The following is an 18,613-nucleotide window of genomic DNA, read 5'->3' as shown; positions in this document are numbered from 1 at the left end:
GGGTTAGATCATATTGTCTTTACTGCTGGGATTGGCGAGCACGCCGCGCCAGTACGAGAGCAGGTAGCGGCCCATTGCCAGTGGCTGGGAGTGGATTTAGATGGCGAGGCGAATCAAGCCAGCCAATCCTGTATTTCGAGCACCACGAGTCGAGTCGGGGTCTGGGTGATCCCGACCGATGAAGAGCAAGTGATCGCAGAAGACTGCCTTACYATGTATCAAAAGACGCTCACTCATTAGGGCGTAAATAATCACGCTTCATCGATTCAATCTGCCCAGAATCCATCATCTGTGCAATTGTGTTACTGAGCTGAGCGACTGCCTCCGCATGGTGAGATTTTTTTGATAGCACTATGTAGGCGTTAATCGGCTCAGAAAAGAGGAGTGGCTGCTTTTCGAGCACGCGATTGGTATCGAGGCGACTAACCAAATAATCGAGTTGGTATTCCTCACCGATGACTGCATTGGCGCGTTGATTAATTAGTTGTTTTTACATGATTTAATCAAAACTGGGTCAGCAAGACACACCAAAGTGTGACATTGCATACAAGATTTTTTGTTGATGCGCACCGTGTAAAATTAAATCGGTATTCTATCGCCGGACACAGAACGCAAGGATGTTTTTTATGATGCGCTGGGTATGGATGGGCTTAGTGGTGCTCAGCCTCACAGGGTGTGCGCAAAAACTGGGCAGGCCCTTCGATATTAAGAATCTCGCCAAGTCGGACATGGATCTGATCACGGATATCCATATAGCGGAAATTCGCGATCTGACAGAGCAATTGATCGTAAAACTCTACAAGCGTAATCCGCGAGAGCTTAGAAAAGTACCGGGAATGACGATCGAAAAGCGTGTTGCTCAGCTCATGGCTGAGAAACGTCCCGAAAACGGCTTTCGTGAACTGGGAGGCATGGATGGGATTGCGCTGTTACCACTGGCGTTCTCTAGCGAGTTTAGAGGCGATCGAGTATTTGCGTTGATGGCGGGTGTTACTGGCATGATCAGTGCGAGTTACAATCATCAGCTGGAATTTTTCTTACTTGACGATATTGATCAGCAAAAGCTTTACAACTGTGCACGCAATCTCGAAAAAGTGGCTTGGTTATTGAACAACGAGAAAGATGATAATGGCGAGCAGCTTTTACTGAGTAACGGTGTGGGTAAAAATGGTGTGCCCAATTACAGCTATGAGCGCTTGTTTAGTCAGATGATCCTCATTCAGGACATGATGGCGGTCATGGTCGCCGACAGTACCAATCGCCATATCAATCAAGTCGTGCATAGCATGGCATCGATGACTTTCTTCCCGATTTAATGGGATTGTCTAAGGCGGCTTTGGCGCCGCCTAAAGCCTTACCAGCCAATCTCTTTGCCTTGATAATCGATAAAACTGCCGTTTTGGCTATCGGTAAGGGTATCCAGCACCTGCTTCAATCCCTGAGCGGACTCTTGAGCGTTAATCAGCGCATTGGGTCCGCCCATCTGTGTTTGTACCCAGCCAGGGTGCAACGCAACCGCACGGATACCTTGGTCGCGAAGATCGATGGAAAGACTTTTGATCACTGCATTCAGCGCTGCTTTTGAACTCCGGTAGATGTAACCGCCCCCCGATTGATTGTCGCTCATGCTACCTACTTTGGAGGAAAGAAAAGCAAAAATGGGCGTGTGACCACTGTGACGAGCCTTTGTGAGATGTGGCGTAAAATGCTCGGCGATGACGAGTGGTGCTATGGTGTTCACTTCTAAAACATCGCGCCATGCGGCCGTGTCGACTTCACCGAATGCGTAGCCTTTGGGACCATAGAGCCCAGCATTGTTGATCAACAAATGGATGGGGACGTCGCTCAGCTCTGATGCGAGCTGCTGTACGGCGGTGTGGTCTGTCACGTCGAGTGCATGGGTTGAGAGCGCGGTGTAGCGATTTTTAAGTGTCATTAAATGAGGGGCAGAGCCGGGAAAACGGCAGCAAGCAATCACTTGCCAGCCGTGCTCTAGGTACAACTCTGTTAACGCGAGTCCTATTCCCCGGTTTGCGCCCGTAATGAAAAGTGTTGGCGTCATGCATACCTCTAAATAGTTGGCGTTGCCACCATTATATGACTAATCCGCCATCGACTTTAAGTGTTTGACCGGTAATAAAGCTTGCCTTATCGCTGGCTAAAAAGCAGATAGCATCAGCAATATCTTGCGCCGTTCCCATTCGGCCCAATGGTGTCTTGGCTTTCATCATATCAATCACCTTCTCGGGCAGGTTGGCTGTCATTGGTGTCTCGATAAAACCAGGCGCGACACAGTTGGCGCGTATTTTTGCACCGTGGCGGGCGAGCTCTTTGGACCATGTTTTAGTCATGGCGATCACACCCCCTTTGGAGGCCGCATAATTGGTTTGGCCGATGTTGCCGTCCGTCCCCACCACAGATGATAGCGTCACAATCGCGCCTTTTTCTTGCTCTAGCATCAGCGGAGCAATGGCTTGGGTGATGGAGAATACCCCTTTAAGATTGACATCAATGACGGCATCCCAATCACCTTCTGTCATTTTGGTGAGTAGGTTATCGCGGGTAATCCCAGCGTTATTCACCAACACATCGACAGGCGCATTTTGTTGGTGCAATGTTTGCACCCAACTGGAAACAGCGTCACGATCACACACATTGAGCGCGATGGGCTGAATAATTGCATGGTCTTGCCAATCGGTCATTGCATCCATGTTGAGATCGATGGCGTAGATTTTCTCCGCACCTTGTGCAATGAAGGTTTCAACAATCGCGCGACCAATTCCTTGGGCAGCGCCGGTAATGACACAATGTTTTCCTGCTAGCATCTGTGTGCTCCTTTTTAGTGGTACCCCACGCCTTCTATAACAACAACGCAAAGCGGTGAGGCATCGATCAGTAATTTCTTGGGCGTCTGTATTGCCTAAGGCCATGCTTACATTCGATAAGCTTGCAACAACTAGGCCATGCACTTCTCTGTCTATGATAAATTGGCATATCAATTTGTGGGCGGATAGGCTAAAATTTAATCAAGATGTCACCTTGTTTGAGAGAGGACCTATGCCGACGTCAATCAATTCGCAACCTTTGGCGCAGCAATATATGCAGCGTCAGCGCGATCGTCAGGACGATCAGGTCAATGGCGGTCTCAATAACTCAATGAGCGTGCAAGAGCGTGCTGAACTGATCCGCAAAGAGCGTGAAGAACAAAAAGAAGCCGCTGCATCCGGCGAGCAACGCGAAGAAAAACGTGATTATCAGTCGCTGATCGATCGCGTTGCTGAGCAAGAAGCACAAAAGTCAAAAATGGACGCTTACAACCAGCGTCAGCAAGCGCTAATGGAGCAAGTTGAAAAGACGATCACGCCGAACGCGCAACAAACAAGCTACAGTTTGAAAGTGTGACACTCTTCATCTCTTTTCTGCTGTCAAAGGCCGCTACATGAGCGGCCTTTTTGCTTTTTAGGACAGCGGTGTTTGCGTTTTAGTTTGCATAAATGTAAATGAAATGTTTGCGTGGGTGGGTTTCTTTACACTTTAAAGAGAGTGTATCACCCAGATAAACCGCTAATTATCGCATTGGCGCATGACTGTTCATAAAAGATGACAACTTTGGTTAACATTTAAGTAACCTCTTGTCGGTGGTGTCATGCTAGTGCTTCCTCTTTGACGGTGCTATTCCTATTGGCATGAACAAGGAGGAAGCAATTATGACGACCACTATGCAAGCGCCCGTCAAAACCATTAACCCACTGGGCACGGACGGATTTGAGTTTGTTGAGTACACGGCGCCGGATCAAGCGGGCATTGATGCACTGAAGAATCTGTTTTCATTGATGGGTTTTGCGGAAATCGCCAAACACAAGCACAAGCAGGTTTGGTTGTATCGTCAAGGCGACACCAACTTTATTGTCAATGGTGAGCCCGAGTCACAAGCACAGAGCTTTGCCAAAAAGCACGGTGCGAGTGTCAATGCGATGGCATTTCGTGTCCAAGATGCCGTGCATGCGATTGCCTATGCTGCGAAGCAAGGCGCCAAAGTGGTTGAACCAAGCATTGGTCCAATGGAGTTAAGCATTCCAGCAGTCTATGGCATTGGTGACTCGCTGCTTTACTTTGTTGATCGCTATGGCGATCAAAGCATCTATGAAGTCGATTTTGATTTTTACAACGACTGGCAATCACGTCTCAAAGAGGCTGACGCTGGCTTAAAAGTGATTGATCACCTAACCCATAATGTTGACATCGGCAATATGGATGTCTGGGCCGACTTTTATGACCGTATCGCGAACTTTAAAGAAATCCGCTTCTTCGATATTGAAGGGAAAAAGACAGGATTGAAATCACGAGCTCTCACCGCACCATGTGGAAAAATCCGTATTCCCATCAACGAATCAAGCGATGATAAATCGCAAATTGCGGAATACTTAAAAGAGTATAACGGTGAAGGCATTCAACATATCGCACTGTCGACAGACAATATTTACGAGACAGTCCGTACGTTGCGTCAACGAGGTATGGCATTTATGGACACGCCAGATACCTACTATGAAAAGATTAATGAACGTGTTAAAGGTCACGAAGAAAGCATCGACGAGCTCCGTGATACGCGAGTATTGATTGATGGCGATGTGGATAGTGGTATCTTGCTGCAGATTTTCACCAACACGGTCATTGGTCCTGTATTCTTTGAAATCATCCAGCGCAAGGGTAATCAAGGCTTTGGTGAGGGTAACTTTAAAGCCTTGTTCGAATCTATTGAGCTAGATCAAATGCGTCGTGGCGTGTTGGATTAACCAGACAGTTGATTTGAATCTATCGTCTTGTAGGCGCTCTTTGAGAGCGCCTTTTTTGTCTACTTATCATGACAATTTTCGCTGAAAGCGGAAAATGCCTCTATGCTTAATTTTAATGGAGATTTAAACGGACTAGGTGACTATGAAGGCAGATACCGCCGTTGCTCGTAGCTCTTTATCGGTTGCGCTGATCACCAAACTAACCCTGTGTTGGGCACTGTTAACCGCGATGGTTGCTGCGCTGCTACTGTATGTCGACTATCAAGAGCATAAAGCGGATGTGAAGCGTGCTTTGTTGATGATTGGAGAAAAAGACTTGAGTGTGATGGCCTCTCATCTTTGGTGGGAAGAGAGCACTGCCTTTGAGCGGCAAGTTGAGCGCTTGATTGCGCAACCTCACATCGATTATTTGCGCGTTTTTGATAGCGACGGGACCCGAGTAGAGCTTGGTGTTGCCCCTTCAGACCAAGCTCTCGAGTATTCATGGCCTTTGGTTTATCGCGATGCGGGCAACGAGTATACGCTGGGGAGTTTAAACATTGCCTCGAACTATACGGCAACAAAAGCGAGTATGAGTGAACATCTAATGTGGACAGTGGCAGCATGGCTGTGCCTATGCGCATCCGGTATTGCCATATCGCTTTGGATCATTAGCCGAGAACTTACCACCCCACTAGCGAAAATGCGCCACCAAATTAATGTTTGGGATGCTGACAATAAACCGACTTTTCTCACCACGCCCAAGAATCGACACGCGTGGAGTGATTTAGAAACGCGTTACAACACCATGATTGCGCGTTGCCGAGAGCGCTTGAGCTGCATGGATGACGACCGCCGGTATGCGGAGCAGGCGAGTCAGAAAAAAAGTGAGTTTCTGGCCAATATGAGCCATGAGATCCGCACACCCATGAACGGCATTATCGGCATGGCATCACTGTTAAAAGGCACGGATCTCAATGACGAGCAGCAAGAATTCATTGAGATGCTTGAGACTTCCTCAATCTCATTGCTTGATATTATCAATGACATTCTCGATTTCTCTAAAATTGAAGCTGGAAAGTTAGAGTTAGAACCTTTAGAGCTCAATATTTTTGRGTTGGGAAAAGACTTAGAAAATTTGTTCACGTTACGTGTCAAAGAGAAAGGTCTGCAGTTTCACTGTGATATCGACAAGGATATATCTCCTTTGCTGATCGGCGACGCACCTCGGCTTCGACAAGTGATGATTAACCTTGTCGGTAACGCGGTGAAATTCACCGAGAGCGGTGAGGTAGAGGTGGTGGTGTCGAGTGTCAGCGAGAGCGATGATAGCTGTGTTTTACGCTTTGAAGTCAAAGACACCGGGCCAGGCGTGCCGTTTGAGCAGCAAAGTCGCATCTTTAATAAATTTGAGCAAGGCGATGACCCAACGGCACAGAGCCAAGGAACGGGACTCGGTCTCGCGATATCTCAGCAAATTGTGCATCTGATGGGTGGGACACTGCGATTGGAGAGTGAACCGGGCAAAGGTAGCCGTTTCTTTTTCACCGTTCGATTTAGCAAAAGCAACGTCCCCCTCGCCACGCCGGTAGAGGCCTATTTATTTGCCGGAGCGCCTATGCTGCTGGTAGACGATAGCCGTTTAAATATGCGCATAACCACGGCACAGCTCAGTAACTTGGGTTGTCAAGTCACTTGCTGTATGCATCCAGACGATGCGATGTCGCTGATTGAAGAGCGCATCAGTAGTCAGTATCCATTCAAAGTGGTGATTTTAGATAAGTTGATGCCCAAAACGGATGGTTTTTCACTGGCGACCAAGATCAGGGCGCAGTTTGGAAAGGAAAGTCCAGCCATCATGATGTTAACTGCTGCGCCCGATGGCCTCGACAAACCGCGCATTGAACGTGCTGGTATTGAAGGCTACCTAGGGCGTCCTTATCAGTTCAATGATTTGAAGAGCCACCTTGTGCGTATTCTGCAGCAGCGTCAACCAACATTGGGCGTCGTACGGTCCACAGGACAAAGTTCGTCGTTAGCCGGGTTGCACGTTTTGGTAGTCGAAGATACCAAAGTGAATCAGCGGGTGACTGAGGCAATGCTCACCAAGCTGGGTGTGCGCGTCACCGTGGCAGAAAATGGCCAACAGGCTTTGGACTATTGGCAAAAGCAGCCGTTTGATTTGATCTTTATGGATTGTCAAATGCCCGTTATGGATGGTTACCAAGCCTCGAGACGTATCCGTGAGCAGGAAACACGCTTTAATCGAACCCCTATTGTGGCCCTGACAGCCAATGCGACTGCAGAGGATAAAGATGCGTGCCTAGAAGCGGGCATGGATGACTATATTGCTAAGCCGGTTCGTAAAGACGATCTCGCAACAATGCTTAAAAAACATACCTTTACCAGCGAGACTCAACTTCTTACTAAGTCATAACCCTAAAAAAACTGAGAAGGGAGTCGCAATTGTGATCTTAGTTACAAAACTATCAAAAAATCATACGGATTTTTAGAGTGGTCTAACCTCTATTCGTTAGGCTTCTAATGTTTTATCGGAATCTTGTTCCGTAATAATTAGAAAGCAAAACGAAAAGAGGAAACATGAAAATAAAAAAAATGCTCTCAGCGGCAGCGGCGTTGCTGCTAAGCCTTAGCGCTCAAGCGGGCCAGCTCAATGTCATGGCGTACAACATTATGCAGCTGAGTAACCTTCAAGATTGGGATCAAGCAGAGCGTGCGGCCCGGTTGCCAAAAGCCATTGCAGCGATGGACACTCAACCAGATGTGATTCTGATTAGTGAAGCCTTCAATGCAGAGGCCGAGCAAGCGATGAATCAGCTTGCAAGTTTGTACCCTTATCAAACTCCCAACGTTGGGCAAGACTGCAGTGGCGAAGGCTGGGACGCTCTCACCGGGGATTGTTCCAACTCAGTATTTGTCGTACGTGGTGGCGTGACAATCTTGTCTAAATACCCCATTTTGACCCAAAAGGCCCATATTTATCATCACAGTTTAAAGGGCAGTTGGGACTATCAAGCTAACAAAGGTTTTGCGTATGCCAAGATTGATAAAAATGGGGAGATCTTTCACCTGATCGGCACCCATTTACAAGCCACGCATGATGGGATGTCCGACGAAGAACATCAAGTGCGTCTGGGTCAGCTAGGGGAAATCAAACACTTTATCGACCAAGCAGCGATTTCCGCTGACGAGCCTGTGATCATTGGTGGTGACATGAATGTGGAGTGGAGTCGCCAAGATGAAATTAAAGACATGAAAGCGACCTTAAATGGTGCCCTGCGCTTCACCGAACCGGAAGTAACGTCTTTTTCTGCCAAACACAATTGGTTTACGAAAGCGAACGCTTATTACTTTGACTATGATCTTAACTACAACACCACGTTAGATTATATTTTGTGGAGTCGCGATCATGCCATGCCAGCTAATGAACCTGAGATGAAGGTGGTGCAATTAACCGCAAAGGATCAATGGTACTGGGATTACCTTGAGGGTGAGTGGCCAGAAGAAGCCGGACAAACCTACCATGATGGTTATTACAATGCGCTCTCCGACCATTATCCGGTGATGGTACAGTTTGAATTTGAGTAAATAGACTCTCGGTAATTCACTGCCATATAGGGCTCAATCATATTGAGCCCCCATCATCTTGCTCCTTATCCTCCCTTCCATTAATAGACGATTGATTTCTCTTTGTGTACCAAGAAAATTTGGCATTATGCGCTACGCTTAAGGGAGGATTCGATAGCACTCCCGGCCTTGGATAGTCTTCCGAGGAGCAGAATTGCTGCGTTGGTGATGCGTCCATTTGCCGCCTGACTGTCACGATAAGCAGTTTGAGGATAAATGCGAGGAAAACATGGATAAGCCGCGTTTCCACATCATTTATGTTGATGATGACGAACTCACATTGAAGGCAATTGGTCGGGTTATTCGTCGCTTGAAACCTGACTGGACGATTAGTCTGGTAAAAAATCCTATCYAGTGGGAGAAAGGGGTATTAAAGAATCAATCGCTGTCTTTAGTTATCAGTGACTTACTGATGCCAGAACTGAAGGGCGATGCACTTCTAGAACAGGTTCGTCAGCACTATCCGGGGACGGTGCGAGCACTGATCACCGGAGATACACGGCAAAAGATCACTGAGCTGGCAACCCCCAGCGTGCATTTTGTCTTGCCCAAGCCGTTTTCTGAAGACGACTTTGCTAATGTGCTTAATAGTGTTGAGCGTCTCTACAAATTACCGATTGATAGTGAAACACGAAATCGCCTCATTGGTATCGAGGATTTTCCCGTTCTGCCTGATTGTGTCCGCCGACTGCGTGCCACGATTAATAATCCAAACTCTGACATGGAACAAATTGCGCGGGTGGTGAGTGAAGAGCCGCCGCTGGTTGCTCGACTTTTGCAGCTGGCTAACTCGGCCTATCTGGGCTTTCGCAACCGAACTTGGTCCATAGAAACGGCGATCAATCGATTGGGTATTCAATCAGTGGAATCCATTGCGGCCACTATGGTTGGGCACAATGCGTTTCAGCACTTGTCGACCAAAGAGCACTATGCGGTGGTCGATGAACATATCGAACTGGCTAATTTAAGCAAATCACTGGGTGCTTTTTTAGGCCATGACAAAGCACATGCTGAGCGCTTATACCTTGCTTCTGTCTTGTCGTCGCTGGGCGAGCTAATGGCACGAGAACTCGGTTGTCGTGGCAGTGGCAAAAACCCCATCTGTGATTTGCCATCTCGCTTTGATGCCGCGCTCGTGGTCTCCAGCTATATCATTATTTTGTGGGGCTATGATTATGAATTGGCAGAAATTGTTTTAGCTAGCGGTGAGGCGTCTTTGCTATCTGACAGTGAGCAGGCTAGTGATGGTGCACTCCTACATTACTGCCGTCAGTGGATTCGGGCGAACGATATCGAGAAAGCGAAACTTTTACAGTCTTGGTCGGCGAATATTGGCGCGTTTTTTACTCAATCGTATCAGGAGACGATCTGAGTGTACTGGTTGGTATTCGACGTTACTATAGGTTTTCCCTGTCGACTGAATAGGGAGGGAAAACGTGAAGAATAGCGACATGTCACTAGCATTGTTCAATCAACTATCAATAGCGATATGTATCGTCGATCATGAGTACACCATTGAGAGTGCAAACGCGAGCTTCCTTGATCGCTTACCAGCAAACCAAAGTACAGTAGTCGGACGCTCACTATTGGCATGCTTTCCAGTCCATCGTCAATTTTTACAGCAAAACATCGATTCGGTTTTCTTGACGCGAACGCCATTACTTTCCTCCGGCTCTGTCATCGTTGATACATCTTTGGAAGTGGGGAGCGACGCCGCACATAAGTGGCAAGACATTGAGTTTCTTCCCATCCCGTCAGCGTGTGGTGTGGTAACACAGGTTGCGATTTGTTTTTACCGACCCACAATGTTGGCGGCCCCGAAGCAAGACTCAGTCACCACCATGTCGGATAGTCAGCGACTCAAACGAAGCTCGGATGCCTATCAAGAAGTGGTTTCAGAGCTTAAGCAGCTGCAAAGCCAATTGCTTCAGTCTGAGAAAATGGCGTCGATTGGGCAAATATCGGCGGGGGTTGCCCATGAAATCAATAACCCTATCGCTTTTATCTCGTCTAACATCCGCACCTTGTATGACTACTTAGAGAAATATTCCGCTTATGTCCATCAGTTGGATGAAAAGATTGATGCTACGGCGAACAAGGTGTTGAGCGCTGATAGGCAGGCGCTAAAAGATAAGATTCAGTTAGATTATTTACTCGAAGATGCCAGCGATCTCATTGAAGAGTCGTTAGAGGGTATCTCGAGAGTGATGACGATTGTCAAAGATCTCAAAGAGTTTTCCCGTGCTGATAATGGCGAATGGGTGTCAACCGATGTTCGTCGCGGTATCGACTCGACACTGAAGATTATCCACAACGAAATTAAGTATGCCATTGAGATCGAGAGAAACTATTCGCCACAGACGCCCGACATTATTTGTCAGCCTATGCAATTGAATCAGGTTTTTCTCAATCTGTTGATTAATGCCGCTCAAGCGATTGAGGGCGAGGGAAAAATAAACATCCTTGTTGCGCCTCTTGATGATGAGCACTTAATGATAAAAATTAAAGATAACGGGCAGGGGATCCCTGATGAGGCGCTGACGACGATTTTCGAACCGTTTTATACCACCAAGCCTGTGGGGCAGGGAACGGGGCTTGGGTTGTCGGTGTCACGCGATATTATCGCTGCTCATGGTGGCCAGATTACGGTTAAAAGTGAGCTGGGAAAAGGGACCACGTTTACCATTGTGTTGCCGTGTTCAGATAACTGCGCCGACGAGATTGCCTCGTCTGATGAACAAGCGATAAGAGGAGGCCATAGCGCATGATGGCGTACACGGAAATTCTATTGGTTGATGATGAGCCACATATTTTGCGTGCGTTAAAGCGAGAGTTACGTCGTTTTGTGGCGCATATTCATACCGCAGAGTCGGGCCAGCAGGCACTCGATATTTTATCCAAACATCACATTGGCCTTGTGATTTCCGATTACCGCATGCCGAATATGGATGGCGCAGAGTTACTGATTAACATCCATCAGCGTTATCCCGATATCGCCACCATTATGTTGTCCGGCCAAGCCGATCTACCGGGTGTGTCTCGAGCGATTAATGCTGGTGCGTTGAGCCAGTATGTGAGCAAACCGTGGGATCGCGATGTGTTGTGTGACACGGTGAAAACCATTTTGACCCATAAACACGCGTCTTTGCCCAACGACACCCTGACTACTTGCTTATCAAAAGAGGCGCTCAACCAGAAAATTCAAGGTATGGCGGTAGACGCAAAAACACCGTGGCTTGTGGCGATCATTGATAACCAAGGCACGAGCAATCTTAATGACACCGGGTCGGTGATGCTGGGGAATCAACGTCTGCAAAGGGTGAGTGAACACGTGCATGAGTTGGAGGTATTCGAATGGTATCGGATCGCCGACAAATTTATTGCTCTGTTTGAGTATTCATCAGAAGGCCACCGGTTATTAAGCGAACTGATTGAACATTTGCATGCTGCAAAAGAGGAAAAAGACCTTTCAATGCAATTAATGCTCAGTGCGCTTCGCTCTTGGCAGGAATTGTCTTTCGAGGTCATTCAGGCGCGTAAAGCCGACAAAGTACCGCTCTACGATGCGCTCTATTGGCTACCTTGCCCTGAGGATCATCAAGACGATGCCAGTTTGGTTAGCTTGATTCGCGATATTGAGGCCAAGCACTTCGAGGCGTTCTTTCAACCTCAGTTAAATATTGTGACCGATGAAATTGATGGTTTTGAAGCGCTAGTGAGGCGTCGACTCGCATCGGGACACTACCAAAGCCCTGCGGAGTTTTTGCCATTATTGAGTCAGTATCGACTTGAAGATGTGCTAACCACCTCGATGTTTGAGCAAGCGCTGGAAGCGATTGGACGACTACGTCAGGCGGGTTACGCGAAAACGGTGAGTGTTAACGTCACTGCAAAACAATTAGAGACTGGGTTTGTGGTTGATGTTATTCAGCACCTTTCGCCGTACTACCCCGATGAGATTGCATATCTTGAAGTCGAGTTGGTAGAAACTGATCGGATTGATGACTTTTCATTAACGCGCCAGCAAATGGAACGTTTGAAATCCCTTGGGATCTCCTGTGCGTTAGATGACTTTGGGACTGGTTTTGCGGGGTTTGAGTCCATGTGCGACCTCCCCTTTGATGTGATAAAAATAGATGGCCGCTTTGTTCGTAATATTGGTCAGAGTGAGATGGATGAAGTGATCCTGACTTCAGTGGGTCAGAGTGCGCGGCTGATGAACGTCGAGGTGGTGGCTGAGTGGGTCGAGAATCAAAACCAAATCGACTTTTTGAGAGAAAAAGGGTGTACGCGTGTGCAAGGTTATGGCATTGGCGCACCGTTGAGTCTAGATAATATTTTCGAATTTTTAGCGAATTTTAAAACACCTTCCTAAATCGGACGGTCGTTATGAGGCGTGATTCGCAACAGCGTGATCCCGCTGATGGAGGAGGGTGACAGCGACTATAGTGCCGTGAGTTGATGAGGTGAGTTGTATTTCTCCTTGGTGATGACGAACAATATCATAAACATACGTCAACCCGAGCCCCATACCTTGTCCAACCGGTAAGGTGGTAAAGAAGGGGTCGTAGACACGATGAGCCTGATCACGCGGTAATCCTGGTCCAGAGTCTTTCACGGTGATGGTGCACGAGTCACCCTTGTTTTCCCCCTCCACATCAAYACGGTGTGCAACGTCTGGATTGCCCCGCTCACAGGCTTGCAACGCATTTTTGAGCACTTCTTTAAACAGCATCACCAGCTCCTCATAGCGTCCCATGACTGGAGGCAGTTGATATACGTTAGCGGCGATCGATATCTTGAGGCTCGTCGGTGGTGAGAGAGTATTCAGCGCCTCATCAATCACCGTAAAGATCTCAATGCTTTGAAAGTGTTGTCGTGTTTGTTGGCTGTAGCTGGAGTACTGCTGTAAGGCGGAAACAATATTGATCACGCGTTGCACACAGTCGTTGGCATCGACAAGGCTATCACTAAAATCATCATAAAGGTCATCGGCATAGTGACGCTTTTTCCAGTGCGTGAGGGTTTCGAGCTGCTCTGATTGGTGAATGACGCGCTCGGCAATGTCTGTCCACTTTTGGTAGGTGTCGAGATATTCTTGACACATTTTTAGGTTACTTTTCACTGCGCCGATGGGGTTATTGATTTCATGGGCAACCCCTGCCGCCATGGTCCCAATAGAGGCCATTTTCTCGCTTTCGACTAGCTTTTCCTGCGTTTTCTTGAGTTGATGATTTATCTCACGGAGTTGATCATTGGACCGCACTAAGTCGGCCGTGCGTCGCGCCACTTTACTTTCCAGTGTCTGGTTGGCTTCTTCTAGTCGTTTTTGGTAGGTCGCAGTTTTGTTCTCGGAGTCACGTAATGCTTGAATCATATTGCTAAACGCGGCGGCCACGCTGGCCAGTTCATCCTTCCCGTGGGTTGAAATGTGTACGTCTCGCTCGCCACTGGCGATGGTATCGGCAGCATTTTTAAGTTCTGATAAGCGCTGGGTGAGATAGCTTCCCAATAGGTAAGAAAACAACGCTACTAATAGCATCTCGCCCAGTACAATCAGCATGCTCCAATTTTTTGCGTCTTTAATCTGGCCAAGCAGGCCGGTCAGATCAAAGCCAATCCAGACCGACCCAAACTCAATGCCAGACTCAGAAATGGTCGCGCGTACATCATACAGCCCATCCGTGACGGACTGGGCATTTATCTCAAGAATGGCTGTATTGAAAGAATCAGGAAGGTTACCGGCCGATGATAAGACTCTCCCGTTATCGCCTAAAACCGCGACATACATAATATCGCTGTTATGGAGTAGCTCTTGAGTAAAAGAATCGACGGTGGCGAGATCGAACGATAACACCGCATTTTTTACCGTGGAGGCGAACAACTGCGTGGTGGAACTCGCGCGTTGATTGAGCCCTTGATAGTTGGTGGTTTCTAAATAATTGAGAGTTAATGTCAGCAGAATCGCCAACAGGATCGCCTCAATCAGGGCGACACCTAAGATGGTCTTTAATCGCAAGGACATGGGTTATTCACTCAGCAAGTGTTGCAACAGCGTAATGTTTAACGCTCTCACATCGTCCCAATCCTCATCTTGCGCGGATTCTATCCCTTTGAAGCTGATATTACCCAGCAGCGTTCGGCCTTTTTCACTGTCATTCATGGAGAGGAAGGCGGCTTTAATCGCGTCGGCTACTTGAGGGTCAAGGTCGGGATGAAACGCGAATGCATGAGGCGTATAGCCGGGCGTTTTCCATAACACGCGTAACTGCTCGCTCACTTCAGCATTGGTATTGTTAAAGGTGCGCTCAATGCCGCCGCCGGCAATAAAGAAATCTCGTGCAACGTTCAAATATACCGAGTCATGGGACGAGACATATTGTGGCGTAATGCTGATACCTTGATTCTTCAGCGCGGCACGTGGCACCACACTGGCGGCARACGCGGCGGGGGAGGGAAACGCTAAGCGCTTGCCATCAAGCTCGTCAAGGGAGGTAATGGACGCCTCTTTTTTGACGACTAAAATACCGTGAATCCGTTTATCTTTTTGTTTCGCAAATGCTTGGTAGCCAGGCTTTTGGTGGAAAACGGTGTAGTGATAAGGATTCATATAAGCGACATCGTATTCACCGGTGAGCACACGTCCTTCGAATTCGGGAATGTCTTTGGCAGTGCGAAAGACAAGGTTGTAACCTGATTGTTGAGAGACGTATTCTAAAATCGGGCCCCAGTTATTGGCCAATGTAATCGCAGATTGCTGTGGCACGATACCAAAGGTAATGTCTTTCGCGTGTGCATGGCTGGTAAAAGCAATGCCCAGTATCAGTGACAACAAGATTCCTTTCATTTGCGCATCTCTCACTCAGTAGCTGACGATCTATTAGACAGTGTAGTTAGCTGCATCTATCCTTGCCACGCCACTCCGTGTGATTAACTCAATGAAATCAGGTTGTAACCTGAGAACCTTTGTCTTCTTTCTAATCTCAAAGCATTGTTCGCCCTCGGTGATAAGCTGATGTTCGCGTCCGAGGGCGAGAAAAGTGGCAGGAGGTGTGCGCAGTGGCAGTGTCTCTGCTCTATGAGTGAGTTAACGAGGCGAAGCCGTAGGTTTGATTACCAGTACCCCAATGACAACGGCGCAGGAAAGCAGCAGGCAGGTTAACGTAGGCAGGGGCGGATAATTTAGCGTGAGCGTTGCTAACAGGGACGCGAACCCATAACCCAGCGTATGCGCCATCGCGATATAACCACTGACTTTCCCCGGTTCATGGTCGAGCCGTTGCATCGCTTGGCTGGTATAGGCGGGGATAAGAAGTGCACAGGCAGCTGATATCACCACCATTGCCATCACTAACACAGCAAAATGTTGCACTAATAGCAGGGCATAACCTGTCACCATACTGATTGCGCCAAGGCTTAGCATACGCTCGGTGCTCAGACGCTGTCTTTTTACCACTAACACTTGTACGGCTAAGGTGGCGATACCGCTTAATGTCAGCAAATAGCCGATGGCTTGGCTAACTTTATCGGCGGACCATTCGGTGAGGTGATTGAGCATGGGGGTGAGATTGTATTGCAACAGGGCAATCGCTGCACACACGGCAAGGCCGTAACCCATGTAGGGCCAAATGGCTTTTGGCGCGAGCCATAGACTGGCGGATGAATGAGGTTCGTCCTTTTTACCGGCGCAGTGAGGCATCATGCTGATAGCGATTGCGCCTAATAGTGGCAGTAATAGCATCAGCGTCAGTGACGCGTAGGGGCTGATCACTAGCACTGCCGAGGCAATCAACGGGCCAGCTAATCGGCCGAGGCTTAAGCCAATACTGATGGAGGTAATTGCTTGCATACGGCGTGCCTCACCGGCGAGTAACACGGCCCAATGCTGATTGGCCGGCACCATCCCTGCGACCGTTAAGCCGTAGATCACCCGTGCCAGTACCGCAAGCGCTAACCAAGGCCATTGGGTAGCGCTGCTTTGCGCGCCCAATGTTGCAGTAAGCAATAACGCGAAGCTAATCGCCATGCCGGTTAGCGCTTGCAGGACCACAAACTTAGGACCATGTTGGTCGCTCATTCGTCCCCAAAATGGCGCGGCGGGGAGAAACAACACGCTTCCCACGGCAATAATCACTGCCCATGTTGACAGTGAAAAGCCACCTTGTGCTACCAGCAGAGGGAGCGAGACCAAGAGTCCATTCTGACCGATGCCCATCAAGGCAGCAATCAAGGTCAAGGTGAGCGGTTGCCATCTGGCGGTTTGTCTCGCCGCTTGTGTGTGTGCGTGGGCCATTACCAACCTGCTACTTTTTGCATTTTAGGTGTGGCAGGGGAGGATGCCGCCAGTGTCCAATCAAGCAGGCCGTGGTGATGGGCAATATCGTACATCGGTGTACCATTAATTGCATTGATAATGGTGGCGGCTCGCCATGCCGCAAGACTCAGTTGCGGCTCAATAATGCCGTGACAATGCGTGCCGACATTCATCATATACAATGCCTGTGAGTAGCCTTCACGCATCTTTACTCGGTAGTGCGCATTCACACTAGGCCGACCTTTGTCATCGAGTTCGAGACAATCGCGCAGGGTATCGAGACACTGAGGCAGGGCACGAGAAAATCCGGTACACAAGATAACCACGTCTGCATCGATTGTTGCGATGTCACTGGTCAACGTTGCTGTTGTGGTTAACTGGTAACCAGATGGGTGCGATTGCATACCCGTGAGTGTTTGTCCCGGAAGCAGTCGCCACCATGACGGTGACCGGCGTACATATTTATCATGATAGAGGCGTTGGTATAGCCCTTGTAAGCAATTCTCGGTGATCCCATCACTGGCCAGCTTTTGTTGTGCAAGTTGAGTGTGTTTGACTTTGGGGTCGAGACCGTGAAACTGCTCTGCATAATCAGGCATAAAGTACTGATCAGTAAATGGGTTCTCATCTAATCCTTGGAGGTTAGGGCGACGAGAGACCCAATCAATATGCGCAACTTTGCCAAATTCACCATCAAAGACGTGCTGAAAAACATCGGCACCGGTTTGGCCACCACCAACAATGGCGACTTTTTTACCCCTTAAGTCTGGTTGTCGAAGTGCCAGTTCGCTGGCGTGAAAGACCTGCTCACCCATAAATGGCTCAGCACAGTCAGGCATAAACGGCTGGATACCGGTACCAAGGATCAAATGATCACAGGTCAATTGTCCGTGTTGTGTATTCACCGCGAAGCCTGAGCCGTGTGGCGTAATGTTAACGACGGGTGTGTCAAATTGGGTATTGGGAAGCTGGTGAGCCACCCAAGCCATATAATCTGAAAACTCTAACCGCGAGACCGTCTGTTCGCCCCGCGCCGTAAAAGGATAGAATTTCTTGGTTTTAACCAGATAATTAATAAACGTATAAGGGCTGGTTGGATCAACCGCCGTTACCATGTCTTTCAGGTACGAGGTTTGCATTTTTGCATCATCGAGCAATAAACCGGGATGCCATGCAAAGCGTGGCTTTTGCTCAACAAACAAACTTGAAATCGTTTGAGTGTGGGGAGCCAGCAGTGCCGCCGCACTGAGATTAAAGGGGCCAAGCCCGATACCTAAAACAGAATAATGCCTTGTCATAACTACATCCTTATTGCGCGTACTGCGCGAAAAAGTCGTGACGCTCACATTGCAATAGCGCGGCGCGCTTATGCGGGAAATCGAATTCTTTTTGTTTTTTCATGCCTACGCCACGGCTAATGCGTACCACACGCCAATTGGCCGCATTCGGCTCTCCCATCACATTTAAGGTGCGAGATTCGGCTAAAAAGCAGTAGTGGATGAGCGATTGCGCCCAAGTACTAAAAAACTGACGTCCCAAAAAGTGAGGGTTGCCGACCAGCATATGGATACCACGATCGAAAGCATCGACATCGTAGTAAGGCCCAAGTCGGTCTTCGGCGACCCAATAAATTTCAAAGTAGCCGAAAGGCTGTCCATCAAACTCGCCAATCACGGGGATAAGATGTGCGTCATGGTGCGCCTTTTGTAGATATTGGCGATGAAAGTCGAGCGAGCCCTCTAATTCCCAAATCGGGGCAATATCCGGATGGTTATGCCAGGCGTGAAAGCATGCAAGATCACGTTCTGTTTCTAYCGGACGCAGCGTCAGGGTGCGTTTGAGGTGATAAAAGTAGCGACGATAGAACACACCTTGTGGC

At 48.4% G+C, this 18,613-nt stretch carries 15 protein-coding genes and 1 pseudogene; 9 read left to right on the top strand and 7 right to left on the bottom strand.

Annotation, left to right across the window (positions count from 1 at the left end):
- Both BZG83_RS12575 and BZG83_RS12565 read left to right on the top strand, forming a co-directional pair.
- Positions 1 to 240, top strand: a pseudogene (locus tag BZG83_RS12575) (acetate kinase); the annotation flags it as partial.
- Between the two features lie 386 nt (positions 241 to 626).
- Positions 627 to 1,316 (top strand): hypothetical protein, encoded by a 690-nt coding sequence (locus tag BZG83_RS12565; RefSeq protein ID WP_077481008.1) that lies wholly within the window; start codon positions 627 to 629, stop codon positions 1,314 to 1,316.
- A 38-nt stretch (positions 1,317 to 1,354) separates the two neighbouring features.
- Here BZG83_RS12565 and BZG83_RS12560 read toward each other — a convergent pair whose 3' ends face one another.
- Positions 1,355 to 2,062 carry an SDR family oxidoreductase gene (locus BZG83_RS12560; protein ID WP_077481006.1) on the bottom strand — a complete coding sequence of 236 codons (708 nt, stop codon included), beginning with the start codon at positions 2,060 to 2,062 and terminating at the stop codon, positions 1,355 to 1,357.
- Positions 2,063 to 2,093: 31 nt separating this feature from the next.
- Complete coding sequence (gene fabG, locus BZG83_RS12555; RefSeq protein WP_077481004.1) at positions 2,094 to 2,825, bottom strand: 3-oxoacyl-ACP reductase FabG; 732 nt, start codon at positions 2,823 to 2,825, stop codon at positions 2,094 to 2,096.
- Between the two features lie 232 nt (positions 2,826 to 3,057).
- Between fabG and BZG83_RS12550 the strand changes: the two genes are divergently transcribed.
- From BZG83_RS12550 to BZG83_RS12520, 7 genes are all read left to right on the top strand, one after another.
- Positions 3,058 to 3,402, top strand: a complete 345-nt coding sequence (locus tag BZG83_RS12550) for a hypothetical protein (RefSeq protein WP_069586709.1) — start codon at positions 3,058 to 3,060, stop codon at positions 3,400 to 3,402.
- Positions 3,403 to 3,707: 305 nt separating this feature from the next.
- Positions 3,708 to 4,793 carry a 4-hydroxyphenylpyruvate dioxygenase gene (gene hppD / locus BZG83_RS12545; protein ID WP_077481002.1) on the top strand — a complete coding sequence of 362 codons (1,086 nt, stop codon included), beginning with the start codon at positions 3,708 to 3,710 and terminating at the stop codon, positions 4,791 to 4,793.
- A gap of 142 nt (positions 4,794 to 4,935) precedes the next feature.
- Positions 4,936 to 7,209: a response regulator gene (locus tag BZG83_RS12540; protein ID WP_077481000.1), complete on the top strand. Its 2,274-nt coding sequence runs from the start codon at positions 4,936 to 4,938 to the stop codon at positions 7,207 to 7,209.
- Positions 7,210 to 7,373: 164 nt separating this feature from the next.
- Complete coding sequence (locus BZG83_RS12535) at positions 7,374 to 8,381, top strand: sphingomyelin phosphodiesterase (protein WP_077480998.1); 1,008 nt, start codon at positions 7,374 to 7,376, stop codon at positions 8,379 to 8,381.
- Positions 8,382 to 8,649: 268 nt separating this feature from the next.
- On the top strand, positions 8,650 to 9,792 hold the full coding sequence (locus tag BZG83_RS12530) for an HDOD domain-containing protein (protein WP_077480996.1): 1,143 nt from the start codon (positions 8,650 to 8,652) through the stop codon (positions 9,790 to 9,792).
- A gap of 64 nt (positions 9,793 to 9,856) precedes the next feature.
- A complete protein-coding gene (locus BZG83_RS12525; RefSeq protein WP_241825764.1) occupies positions 9,857 to 11,188 on the top strand; it encodes an ATP-binding protein in 1,332 nt (443 codons plus the stop codon).
- Positions 11,185 to 12,795 carry an EAL domain-containing response regulator gene (locus tag BZG83_RS12520; RefSeq protein WP_077480992.1) on the top strand — a complete coding sequence of 537 codons (1,611 nt, stop codon included), beginning with the start codon at positions 11,185 to 11,187 and terminating at the stop codon, positions 12,793 to 12,795. The genes BZG83_RS12525 and BZG83_RS12520 overlap by 4 nt, the downstream gene beginning before the upstream one ends.
- 12 nt (positions 12,796 to 12,807) lie before the next feature.
- Here BZG83_RS12520 and BZG83_RS12515 read toward each other — a convergent pair whose 3' ends face one another.
- From BZG83_RS12515 to BZG83_RS12495, 5 genes are all read right to left on the bottom strand, one after another.
- Positions 12,808 to 14,445 (bottom strand): HAMP domain-containing sensor histidine kinase, encoded by a 1,638-nt coding sequence (locus BZG83_RS12515; protein ID WP_077480990.1) that lies wholly within the window; start codon positions 14,443 to 14,445, stop codon positions 12,808 to 12,810.
- 3 nt (positions 14,446 to 14,448) lie between these two features.
- The gene (locus BZG83_RS12510; protein ID WP_077480988.1) at positions 14,449 to 15,267 is read right to left on the bottom strand and encodes a phosphate/phosphite/phosphonate ABC transporter substrate-binding protein; all 819 of its coding nucleotides are present in this window, start codon (positions 15,265 to 15,267) and stop codon (positions 14,449 to 14,451) included.
- Positions 15,268 to 15,507: 240 nt separating this feature from the next.
- On the bottom strand, positions 15,508 to 16,713 hold the full coding sequence (locus tag BZG83_RS12505) for an MFS transporter (protein ID WP_077480986.1): 1,206 nt from the start codon (positions 16,711 to 16,713) through the stop codon (positions 15,508 to 15,510).
- The gene (locus tag BZG83_RS12500) at positions 16,713 to 18,032 is read right to left on the bottom strand and encodes a lysine N(6)-hydroxylase/L-ornithine N(5)-oxygenase family protein (protein WP_077480984.1); all 1,320 of its coding nucleotides are present in this window, start codon (positions 18,030 to 18,032) and stop codon (positions 16,713 to 16,715) included. The genes BZG83_RS12505 and BZG83_RS12500 overlap by 1 nt, the downstream gene beginning before the upstream one ends.
- 10 nt (positions 18,033 to 18,042) lie before the next feature.
- Positions 18,043 to 18,613: GNAT family N-acetyltransferase (locus BZG83_RS12495; RefSeq protein ID WP_131825086.1), on the bottom strand; the 571-nt coding region annotated here is incomplete at its 5' end.

It is taken from the genome of Salinivibrio sp. PR919 (assembly GCF_001995355.1).
Classification (GTDB): Bacteria; Pseudomonadota; Gammaproteobacteria; order Enterobacterales; family Vibrionaceae; genus Salinivibrio; species Salinivibrio proteolyticus.
This window is presented reverse-complemented; position numbering and strand designations above follow the sequence as displayed.